A 25,342-nucleotide genomic window follows, 5' to 3' on the forward strand; every position below is an offset into this window, starting at 1 on the left:
GAGGGCCCGCCGGTCCGGGCTAGGACTCGTCGTCCTGCGCCGTGGCGATCTGCGCCTGCAGGGCGGCCATCACCGTCGGGTCGCGGAGCGTCGTCACGTCGCCGAGAGCGCGGCCGTCGGCGATGTCGCGCAGGAGCCGGCGCATGATCTTGCCGCTGCGGGTCTTCGGCAGATCGTCGGCCCACAGGATGCGCCGCGGGCGGGCGAGCTTGCCGATACGCTCGGCCACGTGGGCGCGGAGCTCCTCGACGAGCGCGTCGTCCCCGTGGTAGTCGCCCTCGAGGGTGACGAACGCGGCGATCGCCTGGCCGGTGTCCTCGTCGGTCTGCGCGACGACGGCGGCCTCCGCGACCTTCGGGTGGGCGACGATCGCGCTCTCGACCTCGGCGGTCGACAACCGGTGACCGGAGACGTTGATGACGTCGTCGATGCGGCCGACGATCGAGACGTACCCGCCTGAGTCGATCGACGCGGCGTCGCCGACGAGGTAGGTCCGCTCGCCGTAGCGCGACCAGTACGTCTCGACGTAGCGGTCGTCGTCGCCGTAGAGGGTGCGGAGCATCGACGGCCACGGCTGCTCGAGCACGAGGATGCCGTTGCCGCCGGCCCTCTCCTCGCTGGTGAGCGACCGCAGGCCGGCCTTGACGCCGGGCAGCGGGGTGCCCGCGCTGCCGGGCTTCATCGCCTGGGCGCCCGGGAGCGTCGTGATCATGATCGCGCCGGTCTCGGTCTGCCACCACGTGTCGACGACCGGGGCCGTGCCGCCGCCGATGACCTCGCGGTACCAGTGCCACGCCTTCGGATTGATCGGCTCGCCGACCGTGCCGAGGAGGCGCAGCGACGAGAGGTCGTAGCCGTCGGGGATGTGGGCGCCCCACTTCATGCACGCGCGGATCGCCGTCGGCGCGGTGTAGAAGATCGTCGCCTTGTAGCGCTCGACGAGCTCCCACCAGATGCCCTGGTGCGGGTAGTCGGGCGCGCCCTCGTACATGACGCTCGTCGCCGCGTTGCAGAGCGGGCCGTAGACCATGTAGCTGTGGCCGGTGATCCAGCCGACGTCGGCGCTGCAGAACCAGACGTCCTCGTCGGGCCGCAGGTCGAAGACGTTCCGGTGCGTCCACGCGACGCCGGTGAGGTAGCCGCCGGTCGTGTGGAGGATGCCCTTGGGCTTCGCGGTCGAGCCGGAGGAGTAGAGGATGAACAGGGGGTGCTCGGCGCCGAGTTCGGCGGGCGGGCAGACCGGCTCGGCGGCGGCGGTCGTCTCGGCGTAGTCGAGGTCGCGGCCGGCCGTCATGGGACAGTCCACGCCGGTGTGACGGACGACGAGCACCGTCTCGAGCGTCGCGAGGTCGCCCATCGCGGCGTCGACCTGGGCCTTTACCGCCGCGACCTTGCCCTTGCGGCGGGCACCGTCGACGGTGATCAGCGCCTTCGCGCCGGAGACGTCCATCCGCTCCGCGACGGCCTCGGCGGAGAAGCCGCCGAAGACGACGTTGTGGATCGCGCCGATGCGGGCACAGGCGAGCATCGCGACGACGACCTCGGGGATCATCGGCAGGAAGATGCCGACGACGTCCCCGGCGCGGATGCCGCGGTCGAGCAGCACGTTCGCGAGGCGCTGGGTGTCGGCGAGCAGGTCTGCGTAGGTCACGTCGCGCGTCTCGCCCTCCTCGCCGTGCCAGTGGAAGGCGACGCGGCCGCCGAGGCCGGCGTCGACGTGGCGGTCCAGGCAGTTGGCCGACGCGTTGAGCCTGCCATCGGCGAACCACGTGTAAAACGGCGGGCGCGAGTCGTCGAGCGACTGCGTGAACGGCACCTGCCAGTCGAGGAGCGCGCGGGCCTGCTCGGCCCACCACGCGGCGGGGTCGGCGGTGGCCGCGGCGTCGAGCGGGCCGCGGTCGGTGACCTGCGCCTCGGCGGCGAAGGCGGACGGGACGGGGACCTCGTGCACGTCGAGCAGCGCCTCCAGGCGCTGCTCAAGCTCACGGGCTGGCAGGGTGGTGGGCTCCATGACCGGGGTCTCCTCTAGCGGAGCGGCTTTGTCGGGAGGACGGTGCGCCCGAAGGTCGCGTTCGTCACGGAGGCGCAGGAGGCGTAGGCCGCGGCGATCGCCGTGAGGACCCCGAGGTAGCCGCCGAGGTGGACGATGTTCTCGTGGGCGCCGTACTTGCCGAACCCGAGCAGCAGGAACGTCGGCAGGAGCAGCAGGAAAACGACGTTCACCGCGCGGGTCGTGCCGAACGAGGCGATCGTCATGTACGCGGTGAAGCCGCCCCAGGTCAGGAGGTAGAGGCCGACGGCATGACCGGCCTGGGCGGCGGGGATGTCCTTCAGGTAGAACTGGACGAGCGCCCAGAACGAGAGCCAGAACGCCCCGTACGAGGTGAAGGCCGTCGCGCCGAAGGCGTTGCCGGAGCGGAACTCCCACATGCCGGCGAGGAGCTGCGCGAGGCCGCCCATCATCAAGGCCATGCCGAAGACAGCCGGCTCGACGCCCGCGTTGATCCAGTTCGCGTTGACCATCGAGAGCATGAACGTCGTGAGGGCGAAGCCGGCGAGGCCGAGGGCGCCCGGGTCGGCGATCCTCACCGGATCGATCGCGGCGGGGGCCGGCGCTGGAACGGCGGCGGCGCCGCTGTGCGGGTCGCTGCGCTCCCGGACGTTGAGCTGGTCGGCGGTGACGGTGGGGGTGGGGGGCACGATCTCTCTCCTTGGGTGCGGAACGCTGCGGGCAGCGGGACTCCACGTACGCTCCTCCCGCGCCGCCCTCGCGGTCGACCGTCCACGCGACGAGCGGACCGCCCGGCGCGACGAACGGTGGTCAACGGACGTTGGGCGGTCGCCGCTCGACCGCGGGGTAAGCTCGGCGGCGAGGAGACCTGGCCCATGGACGTCCTGCTCGGCGCCTTCATCGGCGCCCTCGTCGCGCTCTCCGCCGTCGCCGCCTGGCGCCTGGTGGCCCGTCCGCGCGGCGTCCTGTCGCCCGCCGCGGGCATGCGCGAGACGGCGCTGCACGCGGCCACCGCGACCCTCCCGCACCTGCGCCGGGGCCTGGACCGGCGCAGCGCCGAGAAGGCCGTCGAGCACCTGCGGGCCCTCACCGCCGCGGACGCCGTCGCGCTCACCGACACCGACTCGATCCTCGCCGCCGCCGGCGTCGGCGCCTCACACCTGCGGCCCGGCGCGCCCCTCGACGCGCTGCACGGCGGCGGGGACGACCGCATTCACGTCGTTGACGGCCTGGTGTGGCCGGACCCCTCGTGCCCCCTGCAGACCGCGGTCGTCGCGCCCCTCGTCGTCCAAGGCGAGCGGGTCGGGAGTTTCGTGACGTTCACCGCGACGAGTCGCCGGCTCACGCCCGAGGACACGCGCGCGGCGGGGGAGGCGGCGAGCCTCGTCGCCGCCCAGGTCGAGCTCGCGGTCGTCGCCTCGCAGGGGGAGCGCCTCGCCGAGGCCGAGCTCCGTGCCCTCCGCGCGCAGATCTCGCCGCACTTCATCTACAACGCCCTCGCGGCCGTCGCCTCCCACATCCATGACGCGCCGGACGAGGCACGCGAGCTGCTCACCGACTTCGCCGAGTTCACGCGCTACGCGTTCCGCGGCGAGCGGCCGTACGTGACGCTCGCCGACGAGCTGCGCTACGTCGAGTCCTACCTGCGGCTCGAGCAGGCCCGCTTCGGGGACCGGCTCGTCGTCCGGCTCGTCATCGCCCCCGAGGCCCTGCAGGCCGTCGTGCCCGTGCTCTCGGTGCAGCCGCTCGTCGAGAACGCCGTCCGCCACGGGATCGAGTCCCGGCCGGGCACCGGCACCGTCGAGATCCGGGCGGAGGACCACGGCGCCGACGTCGTCGTCGAGGTCCGCGACGACGGCCCGGGCATGACCGACGTGCGCGCCGGCGCCGCCCTGGCGGGCGCGGGGGCGGGCGGCGGCATCGGCCTCTCGAACGTCCACCGGCGGATGCAGCAGACGTTCGGTGAGGGCTACGGCCTCGAGGTCCGCAGCGCGGCCGGCGGCGGCACGACGATCGTCATGACGGTGCCGAAGTTCCGTGCCGGGGTGCGGGCGACTTGAGCGCCGGGCTCACAGTGCTCGCCGTCGACGACGAGCGCCCCGCGCTGGAGGACCTCGCGCGGGTCCTGCGTGCCTCGCCGCTCGTCGACCGGGTGGAGACGGCGAGCGACGGGGACCAGGCGCTCGTCATGCTCGCGGCCGGCCGGTACGACGCGCTCTTCCTCGACGTGCGGATGCCGGGGCTCGACGGCGTCGACGTGGCGCGGGTCCTGCAGCGCTTCGCGCAGCCGCCGGCGGTCGTCTTCGTCACCGCGTACGAGTCGGCGGCGGTCGAGGCGTTCGAGCTGCGGGCCGTCGACTACCTCGTCAAGCCCGTCGCCCGCGCGCGGCTGCACGCCGCCCTCGAGCGCATCGCCGCGGAGGCCGGCGGCGCGGACGACGCGGTCATCCCCGGCACCCGGCCTCCCGGCGGCGCCGGGAGCGTCGGCTCCGTGGCGGACGCGGACGTCGTCCCGGTCGACAACGTCCGCGGCGGCGGCACCCGGCTCGTGCCGCGCCAGTCGATCCTCTACCTGCAGGCGAACGGCGACTACGTCCGCATCCACGCCGACGACGGGCGCTTTCTCCTGCGCGCCCGGATGGCCGACATCGAGCGGCGCTGGGAGCCCTTCGGGTTCGTCCGCGTGCACCGCGGCTACGTCGTCAACCTGCGGCGCGCGGTGGAGGTCCGCTCGCGGCTGAACGGCACGGCGGCGATCGTGCTCGCCGACGGCAGCGAGGTCCCGATCTCGCGGCGGCAGGTCGGGGAGCTGCGGCGGAGGCTCGGCGCCTGATGCCGCAGAGCCGCGCGCCGCGGGACGAGCTCGCGGACGCGACCGCCCACGGCGACGTCTACCTCCGGCGCTTGCGCCGCGCCCAGCTGCAGCTTGCCCTGCTGACGCTCGCCGCGTTCGGCGGCCTCGTCGGGTCGCTGCCGCTCGTCGTGCTCCGCGTGGACTGGCTGCGGGACACGCAGCTGCTCGGGGTCCCGCTTGCCGTCCTGCTCGTGGCGGTACCGCCGTTCCCGCTCTTCCTCGTGCTCGGCTGGCTCCACGAGCGGCGCGCGCGGACGCTCGACGAGGCATTCCGCGACCTGGTCTCCCCGCCGTGATCGGCATCCCGCTGGCGATGGTGGTGGTCGCGACCTCCGGGGCTGCCGGCGTCGGCGTCTACGGCGTGCGCCTCGCGCGGACGACGTCGGACCTCTTTGTCGCCTCGCGGGCGATCACGCCGTGGTGGAACGCCGCCGCGATCAGCGGCGAGTACCTGTCGGCCGCCTCCTTCCTCGGCGTCGCCGGCCTCGGGATGAAGAGCGGCGCCGCGGCCCTGTGGCAGCCGGTCGGCTTCACCGCCGGGTACCTCGCGCTGCTGCTCTTCGTCGCCGCGCCGCTGCGGCGCTTCGGCTCGTACACGATCCCCGACTTCGCCGAGGCCCGGCTCGACGCGCCGCGCATGCGCCTGCTCGCCGCGCTCGTCGTCCTCCTCATCGCCGACTTCTATCTCGTGCCGCAGCTCAAGGGCGCGGGCCTCGCGTTGCGAGTCATCACCGGGTCGCCCTACTGGGCGGGGATCGCGGTCGTCGCGCTGCTCGTCGCGGTCAACGTCGGCGCCGGCGGTATGCGGTCGGTGACCTACGTGCAGGCCTACCAGTTCTGGGTGAAGACGTTCGCGATCGCGCTGCCCGCCTGCCTGCTCGTCATCCATCTCGGCGGCCTGCCGGGGCGGGCGGCGCTCTTCGGCCAGGCCTACCCCCAGGCGCCGCCGGGCGGCCTCGTCGTAAAGCTCGGCGAGTCGCGGACGCTGACCTTCCCGGCGGCGACGACGGGGCAGCTCGACGGGCGCGCCTTCGCGGTCGCGGCCGGCGCGCGCCGCCGCCTGGGCCCGGGCGAGCTCGTCCTGCCCGCGGGCTCCGCCATCCCGGCTCCGGCGGGGACGACGGCGCGCACGGGGCGCGCGTGGTCCCGGCCGGTCGGCGGGGCTGAGGGCGCGTCGTCGCCGCTGCTCGTCTACTCGCTCCTGCTGGCGACGTTCCTCGGGACGATGGGCCTGCCGCACATCCTCGTCCGCTTCTACACCTCGCCGGACGGGGCGGCCGCGCGCCGGACGACGGTGCGCGTCCTCGGGCTGCTCGGGCTCTTCTACCTCTTCCCGTTCGTCTACTCGCTGCTCGGCCGGGCGCTCGTCCCGCAGCTGTACGTCACGGGAGCGACCGACCTCGTCGTCCTGAAGCTCCCGCAGGCGGCGTGGCCCGGGCTGCCCGGCGACCTGCTCGCCGGGCTGACGGCAGCGGGCGCGTTCGCGGCGTTCACGTCGACCGCATCCGGGCTGCTCATCTCGATCGCCGGGACGCTGAGCCACGACCTCGCGCCACGCGGCGGGAGGGCCGGGCCGCGAGAGCGCTTCCGCCGATTCCGCCTCGCCGCGGCCGGCGGGATGGTCGTCCCTGGGCTCATGGCCGTGCTCGCCCGCGACGTCGACATCTCGCTGCTCGTCGGCTGGGCCTTCGCGCTGGCGGCGAGCACGTTCTGCCCGCTCTTCCTGCTCGGCATCTGGTGGACCGGCCTCACGGCGCGCGGCGCGGCGAGCGGGATGATCGCGGGTGCCGTGTCCGCCACCGCCGCGATCTTCGCCGGCCTCGCGCTCGGCGAGCCGACCGGGGGCGCCGGGCCGCTGTTGACCCAGCCCGCGGCCCTCACCGTGCCGATCGCCTTCGCGACGATGGTGCTCGTCTCCCTCCGGGGCGAGCCGCCCGCGGGCACCCGGGGACACATGCTCGCGCTGCACGCTCCCGAGGGCCTCGGGCTCGCCGGGCCCGAGCGTTAGCCGCCGGCCCGCGCCGCGTCGAGGACGAACCGCTGCTCGGCGGCGGCTACGAGGCGCCGCGCGCCGCTCGACCGCGTCGATGTGGGCCGAGATCGCGTCGATCCCGGCGCGGACGAGGAGGTCGGCGTACTCCGGGCGGACCGACGGCGCCTGCCGCAGATGACGTCTGCAGGCCGAGCGCGCGGGCTCCGTGACGAGCCGGCGGAGGTATTCCGTGACGGCGGGGTCGCGCTCGTCGGACGTCCCCGGATCTGCGCGAGCGCGTCGGCCGAGATCAACCTCGTCGGGGCCGACCAGCTGTGGTTCTGCGCCGCCCGCGGCCTCGGGACGCCCGCCGACGCGGTCGAGCGCGGACTGACCTTCTGCACGTGGACGATCCTCGACCCCGACCGGCCGCTGCTCGTCGCCGACGCCCGCACCGACGAGCGCTTCGCCGCCAACCCGTTCGTGACCGACGGGACGATCGGCTCGTACGCCGGCTTCCCGCTCGTCTCCGAGGGCCACGCGATCGGGACGATGTGCGTCCACGACCCCGCGCCGCGCGCCCTCGACCCCGAGCAGCTCGATTCGCTGTCGATCCTCGCGAGCGCGGCCCAGGCCCAGCTCGGGCTCCGCCGCCACGCGCGCTCGCCCGGACCGACGCGCTCACCGGGGCGGCGAACGCCGGGCGATGGACTGCCGGGCCGAGCGGTCGGCTGCCCCGGTCGCGCTGCTCCAGCTCGACATGGACCGCTTCAAGACCTACAACGACACCCACGGCCACCCCGCGGGCGACGTGCTGCTGCAGCGCACCGCGGTCGCCTGGCGGGCCGAGCTGCGCGGCGGGGACCTGCTCGGCCGCTGGGGCGGCGAGGAGTTCTGCGTCCTGCTCGCCGACTGCGCCCCGACCGCGGCAACCGCGGTCGCCGAGCGGCTGCGCGTCGCGGTCCCCCCGGGCAGCACGTGCTCGGTGGGCCTGGCCTGCTGGGAGGGCGGTGAGGACGCGGGCGCGCTCGTCGCCCGAGCCGACGCCGCGCTGTACGAGGCCAAGCGCGGCGGTCGCGACCGCATCGTCCTCGCGCCCACGGGCTGACGCCGCGCCCCGCCGGCTCCGTCCGGCGGCCCGACGTGCGACGCTCCGCGCGTGGGCCCGGTCCCCTCACCCCCGAGCGAGGTCACGATCAGCGAGGCGCGCGAGCTCGCGGGCGCGTGGGCGCGCGACCTCGACGTCATCGCGCGCGAGATGTTCGAGTACCTCACCGCGCGGATCCCGGAGGCGTCCGCCGACCCGGAGATCGCCGGGCTGACGCTCGCCTCGTGCGCGTCGAACACCGAGGCGGTGCTGTCGATGATCCGGCACGGCATCCCGGCGTCGGCGACCGAGGCGCCCGTCGCCGCGCTCGAGCACGCGCGGAAGATGGCGGGCCGCAGCGGCGGGATCGACGCGACGCTCCGCTTCTACCGGCTCGGGCACGCGTTCTTCTGGGAGCGCTGGAGCGCCGCGCTCGTCGACGCCGTCGAGGACCGCGACCGGCTCGTCACCGCCCTGCGCGAGACCGCCGCCTTCGTCTTCGACTACATCGACTCGATCTCGGCGCGGGTCGGGGCCGAGCACATCGCCGAGCGCGAGCGGCGCCAGCGGCGCGCGGCGATCGTCCGGGCGGACGTCGTGCGCGCCGTGCTCGCGGGGGAGGACGTCGACGTCGCGGCCGCCGAGCGCGCGCTCGGTCGCCCGCTCGCCGGCCCGCAGCTCGCCTTCCTCTGCTGGACGACGGGCGACCCGGCGCCGCTCGAGCGCGCGGCGCTCGCCGTCGCCCACGCGGTCGGGACCGCGCGCCCGCTGCTCCTGCCCGACGGCCCGAACGCCCTCGGCGGCTGGGTGGCGCCGGCCGCCGCGCGTGCCGTCCCGCCGCCGGACCTCCTGCTCGCGGCCGCCCGCGACGCCGCGCCCGAGGCACACGTCGCGCTCGGCGAGGTCGCCGCCGGGCTCGCGGGCTTCCGCTCGAGCCGCCGCCAGGCCGAGCGCGCGCGCCGGATCGCGGTGCTCGCCGAACGCCGGGCGCCGTCGGTCACCCGCTACGCGGACGTCGCGCTCGCCGACCTGCTCGCGCGTGACGTCGAGGCGGCGCGCGCGTTCGTCGCCGCCGAGCTCGGCGGCCTCGCCGCCGGCGACCCCGCGGCGGCCCGCGCGCGGGCCGCGCTGCGGGAGGTCGTCGCCCCGCAGGGCGGCCTCGCGGCCGCCGCCCGCGCGCTCGGGCTGCACCGCAACACGGTGCTCCAGCGGGTCCGCCGCGCCGAGGAGCTCCGCGGCCGCCCGGCGACCGAGCGCCCCGCCGAGCTGCACGCCGCGCTGCTGCTCGCGGACGTCCTCGGGCCCGCCGTCCTCGCCGACTGATCGCGCCCTGGCGCGTCCACCGCCGCGGCGGTGTGCGATGTGCACATAGCGGTGGGCGCACTCACCCTTACCGCCGGGACCCACCGGCGCGTACGGTGTGCGTACTGTCCCGCCGTCCCCTGAGGAGCACGCCCTGATGTCGACCGCCGAGCCCCCGGTGACCGTCCGCCGGATCCCGAACCCCGCCGAGCCCGTCCCGGCCGTCGCGGTCCCGACGCTGCTGCTGCTCGTCGCGGGCCTGGCGACGTGGATCGCAACGACCGTGCTCTACGTCTCCGGCGATCTGTCGGCGTGGATCACGATCCCGGTCCTCGCCGTCGCGGGCTACCTGCTCTTCACCGTCGCGCACGACGCGGGCCACCACTCGGCGTCGAACGTCAAGTGGCTCAACGACCTCATGGGGCGCCTGGCCACGCCGGTCTTCGCGCTGCACGCCGCCTTCCCGGTCTGGCGCTTCATCCACATGCAGCACCACCGCTTCACGAACCACGACGACGGCGATGACCCCGACCACTACACGATGCGCGGGCCGGCCTGGCAGAAGCCGCTGCGCTGGCTCACGATCGACTACCACTACGTCACCTTCTACCTGCCGCGGCTGCGCACCCGCAAGCGCAAGGAGCAGGTCGAGGCCGTCGCGTTCCTCCTCGTCGGCATCCTCGTCCCGGTCGCGCTCATCGCCACGGGCAACGTCGTCACCTGGCTCGTCGTGCTCTTCGTCCCCTCGCGGCTGGCGATCCTGTGGCTCGCCTACGCCTTCGACTACCTCCCGCACCACGGGCTGCACCACAAGCCGAGCGAGGACCGCCTGAAGACGACGCGCAACCGCATCGGCGGCGAGCGCTGGGCGTCCCTGCTGCTGCTCTACCAGAACTACCACCTCGTCCATCACCTGCACCCGGTCGTCCCCTTCTACCGCTACATCGCGGTCTGGCGGCGGGGCGAGCCCGACTACCTCGCGGGGGACCCGGCGCTCTCGACCCTCGGCGGCCGTGAGATCACGTCGGACGAGTACCGCCGGATGCGGGAGCTCGTGGACCACCACTGACCGGCGCCGGCAGGGCCGCGACCCCGATGTCGCGGCCGACCGCCGCGATCTCCTCGGGCCAGACCGCGAGGTTGACGTTCAGCGAGAACCCGGTCGGGGCGTCGACCGGCCGCAGGAAGTCGTCGAAGTGGCTCGCCACGACGACGTCCGGCTGCAGGCGGCCGAGGATGCGCGGCCAGTAGCCGGGGGTGAAGCGGCGCCCGGCGATGCCCGCGAGGAAGACGTCGACGCCGCCGGTCGGCACCTCGTCGTCGAGGAGGTTCGCGCTCCCCTGGTGGTACAGGCGCAGGCCGGCGACCTCGATCTCGATCCCGAAGACCTGCCCGCAGCGGTACGCGCCGGTGTTGAAGCCGTCGATGTGGTCGCAGGTGAGCTCACCGTCGGACGGCACCTTGAGGCCGAGGAGGAGCTTCGAGTGGGCGCTGCGGTGGAAGCGGACGACGAACGGCCCGAGCTCGTAGGCCTGCCGCGGGACGACCTGCACCGCACGGTCGCCGACGCCGAAGGCGTGCATGAGGCGGCCAAGCGAGGCCGACCCGTACGCCGTCGCGCCGGTGCGCCGGCAGAGCTCCGGCACGTCGATCGCGTGGTCGAAGTGGGTGTGGCCGACGAGCACGCCGGCGACCGGGCCGGGCGGCGTGAGGAAGCGCGCGTGCAGGAGCGGGTCGGCGAGGGCGGGGCGGCGGCCGAGCAGCGCGCGCGGCGGGACACGGGAGACGTACGGGTCGATGTAGAGCGTCTGTCCCTCGGCGGTGAGGCGGTAGCCGGCGGTGCCGAGCCACTCGAGCTCGACGCCGGCGGGGAGGTGGAGCGGGCGCCGGGCGAGCTCGGCGAACGCGTCGGCGTCCGCCCGCCGGCGGTCCTGCCGCTCGGCGACGAAGCGGGCGAGGCTCGCGAGGTGCCCGGGGATCCGGGCGACGGTCCCGAGCCCGTCGAGGGGGCCGGGCGTCATCGCGGCCGCCCCGGCGCGCCGTCGTCCCCACCGCTGCCGCCGCTGCCGAGCCGGGCCGCGCGGCGCTTGCCGCCGGGCAGCCGCTCGACGACGGCGCCGAGCGTGACGAGCGACGGCTCGACCCGCTCGAGCTGGTCGCCGATCGCCGCGACGCGTCGCTCGACCGCCCGGATGTCGGCGGGGAGCTCGGGCAGGGTCTGCAGCCGGTCGGCGAGGGCCGAGAGCACGACCTCGAGCTCGCGGAGGTTGCCGAGCTCGACCGAGAGGCCGGCGAGTGCGCTCAGCGGCCCGTCCTCGGCGACGAGCTGCTCGATCGGGCCGTCCTTCGCGAGCAGGCGGTCGAGCGCGCCGTCGTGCTCGATGAGGCGGCTGACGCTCGACTCGGGCTCGAGCAGGACCGCGATGGCGCCCTCGGGATCGAGGAGCCGGTCGATGAGCCCGTCCACCGCGAAGAGCCGCTCGAGCACGCCGTCCTCCTCGAGGACACGGTCGAGCGTCCCGCCGGGCATCGTGAGCCGGTCGAGCGCGCCGTCCTCGGCGAGCAGGCGGTCGAGCGGCCCGCCCGGCGCGAGGAGCCGGTCGACGGGGCCGCCGTCGAGCAGCAGCCGGTCGACGGCGCCGTCGTCCCCGAGCAGGCGCTCCACCGCACCGCCGTCGGCGAGCAGCCGGTCGAGCGGGCCGCCGGGCGCGAGGGCGCGCCCGAGCGGCTGGTCGTCCGAGGTCAGGCGGGCGAGCTGCTCGATGCGGGCGAGCGGCCCGGCCGGGTCCCCGAGCCGCGACAGCGAGTCGAGCGCGCCGCCCTCGGTGAGCAGCACCCCGAGGCGGTCGATGAGCCCGTCGCGGCGGCGCACCGGGCCGTCGGCGGCGAGCAGGTCGCGCCCGGAGAGCACGAGCTCGGCGGTGGCGACCGCGGTGCGGGCCGGGAGGAGCGCGAGCGACAGGAGGCCCATGCGGCCCATCCTCCCCGATCCGGTGGGCGGGCGCTCGGCGTCGTGGCGCGGTGCGGCCCGTTCCGCCGCCTCGCGCGACCGACGCGGGCGTCAGGCGAGGTCGCGCCGCGCGAGCCGGCGTCGGGCGACGAGCAGCAGGACGACCGCCGCGCCCGTCAGCGCGAGGAACGGCCAGGGCCGCAGGCCGCGGGTGATCGCCGCCCCGGGGTCGTAGTAGCCGAACGGCGTCGCCCAGCGGAGCGGGTCGAGGGCCGAGGAGAGCCCGGCGACGACCGAGACGAGGTAGGCCGCGACGACGAGCGTCACCGCCAGCCCGAGGGCGCGGCCACGGGTGTCCGCGTACGCCGAGGCGACGACGCCGACCGCGGCGACGAACGCCGTCAGCGGCAGGAGCTGGAGCGGCGCCCAGGCGAGGCTCGCCAGCCCGGCGTGCCGCAGGTCGGGGGAGAGGACCCCGCCGAACACCGCCCCGCCGAGCGCGGCGAGCAGGATGACGACCTCGGCCACCGCCCACACGACGAGCGCCGCGCCGAGGAAACGGGCGCGCGCGATCGGGGCGGTGAAGAGCAGCTGCGCGCGGCCGCTGTCGACCTCGCCGGCGACGGACCCCGTCCCGATCGCCAGCGCCGCGGTGAGCGACGTGATCATGAGCATCGGGTGGTTGAAGCCGAGCCCCATCCACCCGTGCGGCGAGAGGACGTCCGTCGAGCGCGACCCGCTGAACGCGGTGAAGATGCGCGGCGTGTCCTTGCCGAACGCGTTGCCGAGCGCCACGACGCCGATCGAGTGGTACGTGAGGGCGAGCACGAGGAGGTACGTGAACGCTCCCGTCGCGAGGCCCGCGATCATCCGCGCCCGCGCCCGCAGCTCGGCCTCGACGAACGGCCTCATCGCCCGTCCCCGTAGAGCTCGATGAACGTGTCCTCGAGCGACGCGGGCTCGACGGTGAGGTCGGTGAGCCCGGGGGTGGCGAGCAGCGCCCGGAGCGGCTCGAGGTCGGCGCGGGCCACCCGGCCGGTGAGGACGTGCCCGTCGACGTGGGGGTCGGCGAGGCCGGGCACGGCGGCCGGCGGCGTCGTGTCGAAGAGCGCGCGCACCCGGCGGGCCGCGAGGTCGGCGAGCGCCGCGACCGGCCGGTGCGCGAGCAGCCGCCCCGCGCGCACCATCGCGACCGTGTCGCAGACGTCCTCGACCTCCGAGAGCGTGTGGGAGGAGAGGAAGACGGTCCCGCCGCGCGCGGCGATCCGGCGGATGAGCTCCTCGAAGCGGCGGTGCGCGAGCGGGTCCAGGCGGTTGGCGGGCTCGTCGAGGATGACGAGGTCGGGCCGGTGCTGGACGGCCTGCACGAGCGCGAGCTTCTGGACCATGCCGCCGGAGTACTCGCCGACCGGGCGCGCGAGGTCGCGGCCGGAGAGCCCGAGCAGGTCGGCGGCCATGTCGCGGTCCGGCGCACCGCGACGGTGGAGCGCGGCGAGCAGGTCGAGGTTGCGGCGCCCGCTCAGCGTCCGGTAGAAGGCCGGGTCCGCGGGCATGTAGCCGACGCGGGCGCGAGCCGCGGGCTCGGAGGCGGGGACGTCCCAGAGCAGCGCCTGCCCGGCGGTCGGCCGCAGCAGCCCGACGAGGAGCTCGATCGTCGTGCTCTTGCCGGCGCCGTTCGCGCCGAGGAAGCCGGTCACCGACCCCGGCTCCACGTCGAGGTCGAGGGCCTCGACGCCGACCGCCGCGCCCCAGCGCTTCGTGAGGCCGGCGCACCGGATCGGGGGCGCGGCCATCGGGCGTCACGACCCGCCGAGCAGCCCGTGGTCGAGGGCGTAGCGGACGAGCTCGGCGCGGCTCGAGCGGCCGAGCTTCTGCTGGATGTGGGCGCGGTGCGTCTCCACCGTCCGGACGGAGAGGAAGAGCTGCTCGCCGATCTCGGCGTTCGTGTGGCCGAGGGCGATGAGCCGCAGGACCTCCGCCTCGCGCTCGGAGAGGTCGCCGGGGGGGCCGGGGGCCTGCTCGGGCGTCGTCGCCAGACGCGCGCCCAGCGCCGGGTTGAGGTACGTCTGGCCCGCCGCGGCCCGGCGGACCGCCTCGACGAGCTCGGCGTCCGCGGCCTCCTTGAGGACGTACCCGACGGCGCCGGCCCGCAGGGCGTGGCGCGCGTACTCGGGGTCCTCCTGCATCGTGAGGATGACGGTGCGCGTCCCGGGCGAGCGCTCGGCGACGCGCGGGATCGCCTCGAGGGACGTCGGGGTGCCGGGCATGTTGAGGTCGAGGACCAGGACGTCGGGCTTGTAGCCGAGGACGGCGCGCAGGGCGCCGTCGACGTCGGCCGCCTCGGCGACGACCTCGAACTCGTCGTCGGTGTCGAGCAGGAGGCGCAGGCCGGCGCGGACGACACCGTGGTCGTCGGCGAGCACGATGCGGATCGGCGTCATGGGTCCAGACCCTAACCGGGTGGGTGGTTGGCACGGGGCCGCGGCGGTAGTGTCACCGCTCACACACGATGCCGACACCCACGTCGTCCGGCGGACCCGAACCGAGCCACCCCGACAAGCTGCGCCAGCTGCTCGAGATCGGTCGGTCGCTGACAGCCGAGCTCGATCTCGACGTCCTGCTCGCCCGGGTGCTGGAGACCGCGCGCGACATCTGCGGCGCCCGCTACGCCGCGCTCGGCGTCCTCGACACCGAGCGCACCGGCCTCGCCCAGTTCCACACGATCGGGGAGGACCGTGCGGTCCACGACGCCATCGGCCACCTCCCGCGCGGGCGCGGCATCCTCGGCCTCCTCATCGACCAGCCCGTCCCCATCCGGCTGCAGGACGTCTCCCAGCACCCGCGCTCCTACGGCTTCCCGCCGGGCCACCCGCCGATGCGCGGGTTCCTCGGCGCGCCGATCGTCATCCGCGGCGAGGCGTGGGGCAACCTCTACCTCACCGAGAAGCGCGACGCCGACGACTTCGACGACGACGACCTCGACGCGATCGTCGTCCTCGCGCAGTGGGCGGCGATCGCGATCGACAACGCGCGCCTCTTCAAGAGCACCGAGGAACGGCGCGTCGGCCTCGAGCGGGCCGTGCGGGGGATGGAGGCCGCGCGGGACATCGCGCTGGCGCTCGGCGGGGAGACCGACCTCGGCCGTATCCTCGAGCTCATCGTCAAGCGCGCCCGCGCCCTCGTCGAGGCCGACGCGCTGCTCATCTGGCTCGTGGACGGGGACGTGCTGCGGATCGCCGCGCACGCCGGCAACCCCACCCCGCCGCCCGACGCCGCCGTCCCGCTCGAGGGGTCGACCTCCGGGGAGACGCTGCGCACCGGGCGATCCCTGCGCATCGACGACGTCTCGGTGCTCGCGATCGCCCCCGACCGCTTCGGCCTCGGCGGGGTGCGCAGCGCGCTCATCGTCCCGCTCGTCTTCCGCGGCCGCGGGCTCGGGGTCCTCGCCGCCTTCGACCACATCGGCACGTCCGGGGTGGCGTTCTCCCCGGACGAGGAACGCGCGCTCGAGTCCTTCGCGGCGAGCGCGGCCACCGCCGTCGCCACCGCCCGCAGCGTCGAGGCGCAGCGGCTGCGGGACTCGATCGCCGCGGCCGAGGCCGAGCGCAAGCGCTGGGCCCGCGACCTGCACGACGAGACGCTGCAGGGCCTCGGCGGGCTGAAGCTCGCGCTCTCGGCGGCCCTGCGCGCCGACCCGGCCGACGCGCCGGAGCGGATCACCTTCGCGATCGGCGAGGTCGAGCGGCAGATCGCCGCGCTGCGCGGCATCATCGCCGATCTGCGTCCCCCCGCCCTCGACGAGCTCGGCCTAGAGCCGGCGTTGCGGTCGCTCGTCGAGCGGCAGGCCACCGTGCACGGCCTCGAGGTCCACGTCTGCCTCGAGCTCGGCGGGCGCCGCCTGGACCCCGAGCTCGAGACGCCCGCCTACCGCGTGGCGCAGGAGGGGCTGACGAACGTCGCCAAGCACGCAGGCGCGACCCGCGTCGACGTCGGCCTGCGGGTGACCGGCGGCGCCGTCGAGCTCACCATCACCGACGACGGGCACGGCCTGGACCCCGAGCGCGTGCGCGGCACCTCCGGGTACGGGCTCGTCGGGATGCGCGAGCGGGCCGAGCTGCGCGGCGGGGACCTCGCCATCGGGCCCGGGGAGCACGGCGGGACGACGCTCGTCCTCACGCTCCCGGCCACCTGAGCCGGGACCGTAGAAGCCCGCAATCCGCCGAGGCGTCTTTCCGGATGGCGCGCCCGGCGGGGCGGCGTAGCGTCCCTTCCATGACCGACCACACCGCGCCCCGCGCCGACGTCGCCGCCCCATCGCCCGCCCCGTCCGCGCCCCTCCGGGTCCTCGTCGCCGGCGGCGGCACCGCCGCCCTGGAAGCCGCGCTCGCGCTGCGCGCGCTCGCCGGCGACCGCGTCACGACGACGGTCCTCGCGCCCGCCGGCGACTACGTCGACCGCCCGTCGACCGTCCGCGAGCCGTTCGCCGGCGCCCCCGCGGCCCGCCACGACCTCGGCGGCCTGCTGCGCGACGCCGGCGCCACGCACGTGACCGACAGCCTGGCCTGGGTCGACACCGGCGAGCGCGTCGCGCACACCACCGGAGGCGCCGCGCTCCCGTACGACGAGCTCGTCATCGCCGTCGGCGCCCGGATGCACCCGAGCTACCCCGCCGCCACGACGCTCGACGACCGCAGCCTGGGGACCGTCCTCGGCGGTCTCGTGCAGGACGTCGAGACCGGCCACGTGCGCCGCATCGCCTTCGTCGTGCCGGACGGCGCGAGCTGGCCGCTGCCGCTCTACGAGCTCGCGCTGCAGACCGCCGAGCGCGCCTACGACAGCTGCACCGACGTCAGGATCACCTTCATCACGCCCGAGCGCGCGCCGCTCGCCGTCTTCGGGCCCGAGGCCTCCGCCGCCGTCGCGGCCCGCCTCCAGGAGGCCGGCATCGCCGTCCGCACGGGCGCCGTCGCCCAGGTCCCCTCGGGACAGCGCGTGCTCGTCGCCGAGCGGCACGAGGCGTTCGACGTCGACCGCGTCGTCACCCTGCCCGTGCTCGTCGGGCCGGGGATCCGCGGCCTGCCGCTGACGACCCACGGGTTCCTCCCGGTCGATCCGCTCGGCGCCGTGCGCGGCACCGAGCACGTCCACGCGGCCGGCGACGCGACCGACTTCGCGGTCAAGCACGGCGGCATCGCCGCGCAGCAGGCCGACGTGGTCGCGACGGTCATCGCCCGCGCCGCCGGTGCCGACGTCACCCCTCGCCCTGTGCGCGCGGAGCTCCGCGGCCTCCTGCTCACCGGCCGCACGCCGGTCCTCGTGGGCGGCCGCGTCGGCCGCGAGCAGGGCTTCGCGTCGTCCGCCGAGGGTCCGGAGGCCTGGGCGCAGGAGACGAAGATCGCCTCCCGGCACCTCGCCGCCTTCCTCGAGGGACGCCGGTAGCGGTGTTCGGCCACGTCATCGTCGGCGTCGACGGCCGCGAGGGCAGCCGCGCCGCGGTCGCCCTCGGGCGCGCGCTCGGCTCAGGCCGCCTCACGCTCGTCGGCGCCTACCCGCACGACCCGGCCCGTACCCGCGGGTCGGTCGCCGGCTTCGAGGAGCTCCAGCGGCGGGACACCCAGCGGGCCCTCGAGGGCTGCCGGTTCGTCACGGGGGCCGACGCGACGCTCCGCGTCGTCCCCGACAGCTCCCCGGCCCGGGCGCTGCAGGAGGTCGCCGAGGAGGCCGGAGCCGACCTCATCGTCGTCGGCTCCGCCCACCACGGCGCGTTCGGCCGGCTGCTGCTCGGCGACGTCGGGCGCGGCGTGCTCAACCACGCGCCGTGCCCGGTGGCGATCGCGCCCGAGCGCCTGCGCTGCGTCCCGCTCACGACCGTCGGGGCCGGCTACGACGGCACGCCGGAGGCGGCGGCCGCGCTCGAGCTCGCCGCCCGGATCGCCGGCGACCACGACGCGAGGCTCATCGTCCTGACCGCCTGGGAGACGCCGGTGCAGCCGGCCGACCACACCGGCGGCGTCGCCACGACGGTGGACCTGGTGGCCGTGACCGCGGCGGTGCGCGAGGCCGCCCAGGCGCGGCTCGACGCGGTCCTCGCGGATCTGCCCGCCGGCACCGAGGGCCGGCTCCTGCACGGCGCCCCGGCCGCGGTGCTCGCCGAGGCCGCCGGGACGCTCGACCTCCTCGTCGTCGGCTCGCGGGGCTGGGGCGCGGTCCGCCGGGTCGTCCTCGGCAGCACCGCCGACCGGCTCGCGCACTCGGCACCGTGCCCGCTCGTCGTCGTCCCGCGGCCGGTGACGGCGGGGACGGACGCTGCGGCGGGCGCCGCGGCCGGTGCGGGCGCGGGCGCGGGCGTGTCGTCGCGCTCAGGAGCGGGGCAGGCTGACCGGCACGTCCGGGGTCGTCGCCGCGGGGCGGCGCGCGCCGCGGACGAAGCGGGTCGCCCTGTGGGCCGGGGCCGCCGGGGCCGCCGGGTCGCCGGAGGGGTCGGTGGCGGCCGCGGGGCCGGCAGCGGACGGCATGAGCGGATGGAGGGCCATGGCCGGCGGCAGCAGCTCCGGGTGCCCGGTGAGGTCGCCGAGGCCTCCGTCCTGACGGTGCCACATGCGGGTTCCGGGGGGTTCGGGGTCGGGTCCGAGGCTCATGCTCACACCCTGAAGCCGCGCGGCGGCCGCGCCATCGGCGTGAACCCGCGCGTCCGTGCGGCGCGCGCGCACGCGCGCTCGGTAGTTCCCCGCACGCGGTCGGCACCGGGGTACGGACGCCCGGCCCGGTCGTGGCTGGGACGCTGGAACGAGCCGAATCCGAGCCAGGAGTGGACCGATGACCCCGCAGCGCTTCCGCCGTGCCTCCGCGATCCGCCCGGTCGACGTCGTCGTCGCGGGCGGCGGCATCGCGGGCATCGAGGCCGTGCTCGCGCTCCGCGACCTCGGTGAGGAACGCCTGCGCGTCCACGTCGTCGCCGCGCACCCGTCGTTCAGCCTCCGCCCGCAGCTGCTCGGTGAGCCCTGGGGCCGCCCGCCGCTGCGTCTCGGCCTGGTGGAGCTCTGCACGAGCTTCGGCGCCCGCTTCACCCCGGCACGCATCGGCCGGGTCGACACCGCGGCGCGTCGCCTGTGGACGACCGCCGGCGCGGAGATCCCCTACGACCGGCTGCTGCTCGCCCCCGGCGGACGGCTGACGCTGCCCTATCCGCTCACGCGCGTGCTCGGCTTCGGGAGCCTCCCGCGCACGCTCGCGCAGGCCGAGACCGGGAGCGTCGAGATCGTCGTCCCCCCGCGGACGAGCTGGACGCTGCCCGCCTACGAGCTCGCGCTGCTCACCGCCGGCGAGCACCCGGGCCGCAGCGTGCGCGTCGTCACGGACGAGCGGACGCCGCTGGACGCGTTCGGCCCCGGGGCCGAGGCGGAGATCCGCGCGTTCCTCGCCCGCCACGGCGTCACCGCCGACTGCGGGCGCCCGGTCGGCCTCGGGACCGACCCGTCCGATCTGGCCGACACGGTCGTCGCCCTTCCGCTCGTCCAGGGTCCCGGGCTGCACGGCGTGGCCACGGACCCCCGCGGGTTTGTCCAGGCCGGGTCCGACATGGCCGTCCCCGGCGCCGACGACGTGTGGGCCGCCGGTGACGCGGTCGCGGGCACCGTCAAGCAGGGCGGGATCGCGGCGCAGCAGGCCGACGTCGCGGCGGCCGCGATCGTCCGCTCGGCCGGAGGCCCCGCCCCCCGCGCGGCGACGGGCCCGGTGCTGCGCGGCAAGCTCGCCGCGGGCGGCGAGGAGCTCTACCTCCGGCGGGTCCTGAACGACAGCCACGCCGGCCAGGCGTCCGAGCAGCCGCTGTGGATGCCGCCGAGCATCGTCTGCGCGTGGCGCCTCGCGCGCTGGCTCACGCACGAGGGCGGCGGTTCGCCGGCCTCGCTCGAGCACGTGGGCGGGCCGGTGCCGGGGGCGGTCCCCGCGCCGGGGCCCGGCGCCGTCCCGGTGTGAGCCGGCGGGGCCGGTGCCCCGTCCCCGCCGGCGACCGCCCGCCCGCCCGCTGCGGCAGGATGGGGGCCGGCCATGCCCCCGATCCACGTGCTCCTCATCTCCGGCAGCCTCCGTGACGGCTCCACGAACACCGCGGTCCTCCGCACGGCGCAGGCCGACGCGGGGCCCGGCGTCGAGGCGAGCCTCGCCGCCGCGATCGACGCGCTGCCGCACTTCAGCCCGGACGCGGACGTCGCCGGCGCGGCGGTGCCCGCACCGGTCGCGGCGCTCCGCCGCGCGGTCGGCGCCGCCGACGCGGTGCTCGTCTGCACCCCCGAGTACGCCGGCGCGCTGCCCGCCGTCCTGAAGAACGTCCTCGAGTGGACGATCGGGGACGGCGGCCTCTACGAGAAGCCGGTGGCCTGGATCAACTGCTCGGGCCCGGCGGCGCCGACCGGTGGCGCCGACGCGCACGACTCGCTCGCGAAGGTCCTGCGCTACGCCGGCGCCATGACGGTCGATGCCGCGTGCGCGCGGATCCCGCTGACGCGGGCCGACATCGGCCCGGACGGCCTCGTGGCCGACGCGGCCGCCCGGGCGGGCATCACCGCCGCGCTCGCGACGCTCGTCGCCGCCGTCCCGCGCTGACCGGGCGCGTTCGGCGCGGTTGACCTTTGCCGGAACGGGCATCCGACGTCCCGATGCCCGCCCAGGAGACCGCCGCCCACCCCTCGACCGTCGCCGCCCCAACGGCCACCACCTCGCTCTGGCTCGAGACCGGGCCCGTCTCGCCGTCGGACCCGCGGCCGGCCGCCGGGCGCCGCGTGCAGACGTGCGTCGTCGGCGGCGGGATCGTCGGCGTCACCCTCGCGCTCCTGCAGGCGCGCCGGGGACAGGACGTCCTGCTCCTCGAGCGCGGGCGCATCGGCGGCGGCGTCACCGGCTGCACGACCGGGAAGGTCAGCCTGCTCCACTCCCCGCGGTACGCCTCGCTCGTCCGCAGGCACGACCGCGGGCGGATGGATGCCTATGTCGCGCTGCAGCGCCGCGGCCTTGACCTCGTGCGCGACTGGTCGGCCCGCATCGACGGCGCGTGGGCGACCCGCGACGCGGTGACCTACGTGCGCAGCGCGGCGGAGGCGCACACGATCGAGGAGGAGGGCGAGGCGCTCGCGGGGCTCGGCATCGACGTGCGCCCGGCCGGCCCGGCGGACGTCGCCTTCGACGAGCTCGCCGCCGGCCTCGTGCTGCCCGGCCAGGGTCGCCTGCACGCCGTCCGCTACCTCGGAGGGCTCGCCGAGGCCGCGCGCGCCGCCGGCGCCTCGCTCGTCACCGGCGCGCCGGTCACGGCCCTCCGCGGGAGCGGCGGCGCGTACCGCGTCGTCCTCGAGGACGGGACGGAGATCGAGGCCGAGCACGTCGTCGTCGCGACGCACGCGCCGATCTTCGACCGCGGCGCCCACTTCGCGCTGCAGGAGGCCATCCGCTCCTACGCCATCGCCGTCCCCGTGCCGGACGAGCCCGCCGCCATGACCTACTGCGCCGACGAGCCGTCACGGTCGGTGATGGGCCACACCGAGGGCGGCACGACCTACGCCGTCGTCGGCGGGGAGGGCCATCCGGCGGGGCGGTCCTCCGACGACGGGCGCTACGGCCGCCTCACCGACTGGGCCGTGGCGCGCCTCGGCGCGCGCGGCCCCGCGCCCTACCGCTGGTCCGCGCAGGATCTCGTGCCGGTCGACGGGCTGCCGCTCGTCGGGCCGTACGTCCCGGGCGCGAGCCACCTCTGGACCGCGACCGGCTTCGCGAAGTGGGGCCTCGCCGCCGGGACCGGCGCCGCCGCCGCGCTCGACGAGGCGATCGCCGGGGAGCAGCCCGAGGCGACGTCCGTGCTGCGCCCGTGGCGGCCCGCGGTGCGGGCCGGCGCCGCGTCGCTCGTGACGAACAACCTCGCGGTCCAGCGCCACCTCGTCGGCGACCGCCTCGCCACGCTGCTGCGCGGGGGGACGCCGGACACGCCGCTCGCGCCGGGCGAGGGTCGCGTCGAGCGCGTCCGGGGCCGCGCGGTGGCGGTGGCCCGCGATCGCGACGGGGTCGTCCACCGTCGTTCGGCGACGTGCACGCACCTGGGCTGCGAGGTCCGTTGGAACGGGGACGAGCAGAGCTGGGACTGCCCGTGCCACGGGTCGCGGTTCGGCTGCGACGGCACGGTGCTCGAGGGCCCGGCCGTCGACCCGCTCGGCGAGGCCTGAGCGGCCGCCGCCCCCCAAGCCCGGCGTGCGGTCTCGTGGGTCATATCCCCCCACTTGGCCGCACGCCGCCGGGGGGCGGGCGGCTCGGGCGGGCGTGGCCTGACGCCGGTCACCGCCGCCCGGCGCGCGCCCTCAGCGCGACCTGCGGGCGGTCTTCGCGGTGTCGGCGGCGGCGGCGAGGCGGTCGGCCTCGTCCGCCTGGCGCTGCGCCTCGGCGCGCGCATCGAGCGCGGCCTCCCGCTCGCGCAGGGCGGTCGCCCGCTCGCTGCGAGCCCGCCTGTCGCCGGCGGCCCGCTCGGCCTCGGCGGCGGCCGCCGCGTTCCGGCGTCGCCGCGCGGCGAGGTCCTCGGCGCGGGCGTCGCGCTCCTCACGGCGCTCCTCCGCGGCGGCCTCGCGACGGTCGGCGTCGGTGTCCAGGCGCCGGGCGTCCTTGCGCGCGGCCGCGGCGGCGCGCTTGCGCCGGGCGTCCAGGCGCAGGCCCTCGTCGCCGAGCCAGCGGCCGGCGGTGTCGCGGATCGCGGCGTCGGCCCGGTCGTAGGCCGGCGGGGATCCGGCCAGGCGCGCGGGGATGCCGGCGACCGCGAGCCCGAGGCGCACGGCGTGACGGGGGACGGTGGTGACGGGGCTCATGCGGTCTCCTCCTGATCGGGGTCGAGGCGGTCGGCGGCGGCCTCGCGGGTCTCCGCGGCGCGCCGCTCGGCGGTCGCCGCGCGCTCCGCGCGCGCCTGGTCGGCTGCCGCGCCGGCGTGCTGCTCGCGCCGGTCGGCCTCGGCGGCGGCGTCGGCGCGATCCTCGTGGGCGCCGGCGCGCAGCTTGCCGGCCTCGGCGTGCACGGCGGCCCGCTCCTCGGCGATGTCGGCGCGCTCCTGGGCGGCCTGGGCCCGCGTCTCGGCCTCCCGCGCACGCGCGTCGGCGGCGCCCTGCTCCTGCTGGAGGCGGCCCTCCCGGGCCAGGTCGCCCCGGTCGAGGATCTCGCCGGCCTTCTCCTTGACGGCCCCGACCAGCGCACCGATCGGGCCTCGGTTCGTACGTTGGCTCATAGGGTTCGGCTACCCGGTGGGTCCGGGCCGACACACGGACCTGACAGCGCTCGACAGCCCTTGGCGAGAGCCCCCGCGGGGGCGCACGCCGGCGCGAAGGCCTGAGCGACGGCCTACGCGACGGCGGGCGCCACGGCGGCGTCCGCCCGCGCGAGCTGCCGGATGCCCCACGCCATGAGCAGCATCCAGGCGCCGAAGTCGACGAGCGGCAGCCAGAAGCTGATGAGCCCGTGGTACGCGAACGGGCCCGTCTTGAAGAACAGCAGCAGCGCACCCGGGAGCAGCAGCGACCCGAAGGCGGCGTTCGCGTAGGCGAACCACCGCGGGAGGACCGGCGCCGGGCTCGGATCGCCGATGACGCCGCCGGCGATCGTCAGCGCCTGCATCGCGAACGGCGGGGCGGACAGGAAGGCCATGAACCAGCCGGCGTCGTGGAACGCCTGCGTGATCTCGGCGGAGCGGTCGGTGCGGAAGGCCGCGACGCCGAGGAGCATCGCGAAGAGCAGCAGGCACAGCGTGCCGACGGCACCGGTGACCATCTGCAGCCGGCTGAGCGTCGCGCCGCCCGGGATGCGGTCGAGCACCGACGACATCCCGGCGACGAGTCCCGCGAAGCCCATCGTGCCGACGACGAGGACGAGGATGCCGAAGCGCTTGAGGTCGGTGTGGTGGCCGTAGAACGCGGCGAGGTGGTCCGCCGACCAGCTCGCCTTCGGCGGCGGGATGAAGTCGGCGCAGACGAAGCCGACGAGGATGAGGACGAGGGAGATGACCCCGGCCGCGGCACAGACGTTGAGGCTCCGGGCGTTCATCGCGCAAACGTAATCCATCCCCGCCGGCCGCGGGGACCGGTCGCGGCGCCGGCCGTCAGGACTGGCTCGTCGTGACCGCCGCCGGGCTCGGGGAGGCGCTCCTCGTCGCGCTCGTGCCGGCCGTGGTGCCGCTCGTCGGGTCCGGCGCGGTGCCCGCCGTCCCGGTGGACGCCGCGTGCGCGCTGCCCGTCGAAGCGGAGGCGACGGCGGTGCCGGTCGTCGTGCGCGACGCGGCGACCTCCGTCGCGACGACGCCCCAGGTGCCGACGAACGCGGCGGTGACGCCGACGGCGACGCGGGTCCGCATCCGCCGGATGCGGGCCTTCCGGACGAGGGCGGCGGGCTTCGGCGGGCGCGGTGCGGGCCGGGGGGTGGGGGCGGGGGTGGAGGTCATTACGGTCAATCTGACGGTGGTCGGAGGGAGGGGGCTGAGAGCCGGCTGGGAGGTTCCTGTGAGCGTGAGGACCGACTCCGTGCTCAGGGGACGGTGGTCGGGCGGGGGCGGGGGCGGGCTCGGGGAGCGGCGGGGCGCGGCACGGTGCGATCCTGGAGCGCGGGGGCGACGCGGAGTCCGAGCAGCACGAGGCTCGGGGCGACGGACAGGGCGACGAGCGCGAGGAACCACGGCGCCCCGGCGTCCGTCCCCATGCCGAGGGTGTGGATGAGGCCACCGAGCCACGTCAGCAGCGTGAAGCGGTGCACGACCTTCCAGCGCTTCGGGCCGATACGCCGGCGGGCGTAGTAGGCCAGCCCGAACGCGATCATGCCCCAGCCGCTGACGATGCCGATCGTCATCCAGATCGTGTGGTAGGAGGAGACGAGCGGGATCGTGATGTCGGCGACGCTCGGGTGCAGGTACGCGTCGAAGAGGAGCGACACGGCGTGGACGACGATCGAGATCATCACGCCGATCGAGAGCGCCTCGTGGAGGGTGCGGCGGTCGGAGAGGCGGCCCTTGCCGAGCTTCGCCGCCATCGAGAGGCCGAGCCCCACGGAGATGCTCGCGAAGACCATCGCCGAGATGCCGGCCGCGCGGCTCGTGATCCAGAAAAGGTGCGGGGAGAGGCTGCTCATGACGGGCAGTCTGCGGCCCGCGGCTGGCCCGA

Annotated in this window: 25 protein-coding genes and 1 pseudogene; 14 read left to right on the plus strand and 12 right to left on the minus strand. The window is 76.2% G+C overall.

The genetic code is table 11. The annotated features are described in order from the left end of the window. Window positions 1-19: 19 nt before the first annotated feature. Together acs and NBH00_RS08880 are read right to left on the minus strand one after the other, a co-directional pair. Window positions 20-2,011, minus strand: coding sequence for an acetate--CoA ligase (gene acs, locus NBH00_RS08875; RefSeq protein WP_254572976.1), 1,992 nt, complete (start codon window positions 2,009-2,011; stop codon window positions 20-22). A gap of 14 nt (window positions 2,012-2,025) precedes the next feature. Then, complete coding sequence (locus tag NBH00_RS08880) at window positions 2,026-2,700, minus strand: acetate uptake transporter (RefSeq protein WP_254572977.1); 675 nt, start codon at window positions 2,698-2,700, stop codon at window positions 2,026-2,028. Between the two features lie 186 nt (window positions 2,701-2,886). Here NBH00_RS08880 and NBH00_RS08885 point away from each other — a divergent pair, with 186 nt between their 5' ends. The 8 genes and pseudogenes from NBH00_RS08885 (at window position 2,887) to NBH00_RS08915 (ending at window position 10,295) form a co-directional block, all read left to right on the plus strand. Next, complete coding sequence (locus tag NBH00_RS08885) at window positions 2,887-4,071, plus strand: sensor histidine kinase (protein WP_254572978.1); 1,185 nt, start codon at window positions 2,887-2,889, stop codon at window positions 4,069-4,071. Further along, window positions 4,068-4,844 carry a LytR/AlgR family response regulator transcription factor gene (locus NBH00_RS08890; RefSeq protein ID WP_254572979.1) on the plus strand — a complete coding sequence of 259 codons (777 nt, stop codon included), beginning with the start codon at window positions 4,068-4,070 and terminating at the stop codon, window positions 4,842-4,844. Before NBH00_RS08885 ends, NBH00_RS08890 begins: the two co-directional genes overlap by 4 nt. Further along, window positions 4,844-5,161 carry a hypothetical protein gene (locus NBH00_RS08895; protein WP_254572980.1) on the plus strand — a complete coding sequence of 106 codons (318 nt, stop codon included), beginning with the start codon at window positions 4,844-4,846 and terminating at the stop codon, window positions 5,159-5,161. The genes NBH00_RS08890 and NBH00_RS08895 overlap by 1 nt, the downstream gene beginning before the upstream one ends. Then, the gene (locus NBH00_RS08900) at window positions 5,158-6,873 is read left to right on the plus strand and encodes a sodium/solute symporter (RefSeq protein ID WP_254572981.1); all 1,716 of its coding nucleotides are present in this window, start codon (window positions 5,158-5,160) and stop codon (window positions 6,871-6,873) included. Before NBH00_RS08895 ends, NBH00_RS08900 begins: the two co-directional genes overlap by 4 nt. A 159-nt stretch (window positions 6,874-7,032) precedes the next feature. Beyond that, window positions 7,033-7,458 (plus strand): annotated as a pseudogene (locus tag NBH00_RS25470) (GAF domain-containing protein); the annotation flags it as partial. Between the two features lie 85 nt (window positions 7,459-7,543). Then, complete coding sequence (locus NBH00_RS08905; protein WP_254572982.1) at window positions 7,544-7,945, plus strand: GGDEF domain-containing protein; 402 nt, start codon at window positions 7,544-7,546, stop codon at window positions 7,943-7,945. A 51-nt stretch (window positions 7,946-7,996) separates the two neighbouring features. Continuing rightward, window positions 7,997-9,247 carry an RsbRD N-terminal domain-containing protein gene (locus NBH00_RS08910; RefSeq protein ID WP_254572983.1) on the plus strand — a complete coding sequence of 417 codons (1,251 nt, stop codon included), beginning with the start codon at window positions 7,997-7,999 and terminating at the stop codon, window positions 9,245-9,247. 136 nt (window positions 9,248-9,383) lie between these two features. Then, window positions 9,384-10,295 (plus strand): fatty acid desaturase, encoded by a 912-nt coding sequence (locus NBH00_RS08915; RefSeq protein ID WP_254572984.1) that lies wholly within the window; start codon window positions 9,384-9,386, stop codon window positions 10,293-10,295. Here NBH00_RS08915 and NBH00_RS08920 read toward each other — a convergent pair. The 5 genes from NBH00_RS08920 to NBH00_RS08940 all read right to left on the minus strand — a co-directional run bounded on the left by NBH00_RS08920 (window position 10,246) and on the right by NBH00_RS08940 (window position 14,617). Beyond that, complete coding sequence (locus NBH00_RS08920) at window positions 10,246-11,247, minus strand: MBL fold metallo-hydrolase (protein WP_254572985.1); 1,002 nt, start codon at window positions 11,245-11,247, stop codon at window positions 10,246-10,248. The genes NBH00_RS08915 and NBH00_RS08920 overlap by 50 nt on opposite strands. After that, on the minus strand, window positions 11,244-12,197 hold the full coding sequence (locus NBH00_RS08925; protein ID WP_254572986.1) for a hypothetical protein: 954 nt from the start codon (window positions 12,195-12,197) through the stop codon (window positions 11,244-11,246). Before NBH00_RS08925 ends, NBH00_RS08920 begins: the two co-directional genes overlap by 4 nt. 90 nt (window positions 12,198-12,287) lie before the next feature. Then, window positions 12,288-13,088, minus strand: a complete 801-nt coding sequence (locus NBH00_RS08930; protein ID WP_254572987.1) for an ABC transporter permease subunit — start codon at window positions 13,086-13,088, stop codon at window positions 12,288-12,290. Next, entirely contained in the window at window positions 13,085-13,969 is an 885-nt protein-coding gene (locus NBH00_RS08935; protein WP_254572988.1) for an ABC transporter ATP-binding protein, read from the minus strand. The genes NBH00_RS08930 and NBH00_RS08935 overlap by 4 nt, the downstream gene beginning before the upstream one ends. A gap of 6 nt (window positions 13,970-13,975) precedes the next feature. Then, entirely contained in the window at window positions 13,976-14,617 is a 642-nt protein-coding gene (locus NBH00_RS08940) for a response regulator (RefSeq protein WP_254572989.1), read from the minus strand. A 68-nt stretch (window positions 14,618-14,685) separates the two neighbouring features. On the opposite strand from NBH00_RS08940, the gene NBH00_RS08945 reads away from it, so the two are divergent. The 6 genes from NBH00_RS08945 (at window position 14,686) to NBH00_RS08970 (ending at window position 22,384) form a co-directional block, all read left to right on the plus strand. After that, on the plus strand, window positions 14,686-16,368 hold the full coding sequence (locus NBH00_RS08945; RefSeq protein ID WP_254572990.1) for a sensor histidine kinase: 1,683 nt from the start codon (window positions 14,686-14,688) through the stop codon (window positions 16,366-16,368). Window positions 16,369-16,448: 80 nt separating this feature from the next. Beyond that, window positions 16,449-17,615, plus strand: a complete 1,167-nt coding sequence (locus NBH00_RS08950; RefSeq protein ID WP_254572991.1) for an FAD-dependent oxidoreductase — start codon at window positions 16,449-16,451, stop codon at window positions 17,613-17,615. A 2-nt stretch (window positions 17,616-17,617) separates the two neighbouring features. Further along, window positions 17,618-19,105 carry a universal stress protein gene (locus tag NBH00_RS08955; RefSeq protein WP_254572992.1) on the plus strand — a complete coding sequence of 496 codons (1,488 nt, stop codon included), beginning with the start codon at window positions 17,618-17,620 and terminating at the stop codon, window positions 19,103-19,105. After that, window positions 18,993-20,153 carry an NAD(P)/FAD-dependent oxidoreductase gene (locus NBH00_RS08960; RefSeq protein ID WP_254572993.1) on the plus strand — a complete coding sequence of 387 codons (1,161 nt, stop codon included), beginning with the start codon at window positions 18,993-18,995 and terminating at the stop codon, window positions 20,151-20,153. Before NBH00_RS08955 ends, NBH00_RS08960 begins: the two co-directional genes overlap by 113 nt. 72 nt (window positions 20,154-20,225) lie before the next feature. After that, the gene (locus NBH00_RS08965) at window positions 20,226-20,780 is read left to right on the plus strand and encodes an NADPH-dependent FMN reductase (RefSeq protein ID WP_254572994.1); all 555 of its coding nucleotides are present in this window, start codon (window positions 20,226-20,228) and stop codon (window positions 20,778-20,780) included. A 53-nt stretch (window positions 20,781-20,833) separates the two neighbouring features. Beyond that, complete coding sequence (locus NBH00_RS08970; protein WP_254572995.1) at window positions 20,834-22,384, plus strand: FAD-dependent oxidoreductase; 1,551 nt, start codon at window positions 20,834-20,836, stop codon at window positions 22,382-22,384. A gap of 132 nt (window positions 22,385-22,516) precedes the next feature. Here the strand turns inward: NBH00_RS08970 and NBH00_RS08975 are convergent, their stop codons facing one another. The 5 genes from NBH00_RS08975 to NBH00_RS08995 all read right to left on the minus strand — a co-directional run bounded on the left by NBH00_RS08975 (window position 22,517) and on the right by NBH00_RS08995 (window position 25,310). Then, window positions 22,517-23,014, minus strand: a complete 498-nt coding sequence (locus NBH00_RS08975; protein ID WP_254572996.1) for a hypothetical protein — start codon at window positions 23,012-23,014, stop codon at window positions 22,517-22,519. After that, window positions 23,011-23,424: a hypothetical protein gene (locus NBH00_RS08980; RefSeq protein WP_254572997.1), complete on the minus strand. Its 414-nt coding sequence runs from the start codon at window positions 23,422-23,424 to the stop codon at window positions 23,011-23,013. The genes NBH00_RS08975 and NBH00_RS08980 overlap by 4 nt, the downstream gene beginning before the upstream one ends. A 113-nt stretch (window positions 23,425-23,537) precedes the next feature. Then, a complete protein-coding gene (locus NBH00_RS08985; protein WP_254572998.1) occupies window positions 23,538-24,236 on the minus strand; it encodes a hypothetical protein in 699 nt (232 codons plus the stop codon). Window positions 24,237-24,291: 55 nt separating this feature from the next. Further along, window positions 24,292-24,630, minus strand: a complete 339-nt coding sequence (locus NBH00_RS08990) for a hypothetical protein (RefSeq protein WP_254572999.1) — start codon at window positions 24,628-24,630, stop codon at window positions 24,292-24,294. A gap of 83 nt (window positions 24,631-24,713) precedes the next feature. Further along, window positions 24,714-25,310, minus strand: coding sequence for a ferric reductase-like transmembrane domain-containing protein (locus tag NBH00_RS08995; RefSeq protein ID WP_254573000.1), 597 nt, complete (start codon window positions 25,308-25,310; stop codon window positions 24,714-24,716). Between the last annotated feature and the right edge of the window lie 32 nt (window positions 25,311-25,342).

This window comes from Paraconexibacter antarcticus (genome assembly GCF_024220175.1).
GTDB classification, from domain to species: Bacteria; Actinomycetota; Thermoleophilia; order Solirubrobacterales; family Solirubrobacteraceae; genus Paraconexibacter; species Paraconexibacter antarcticus.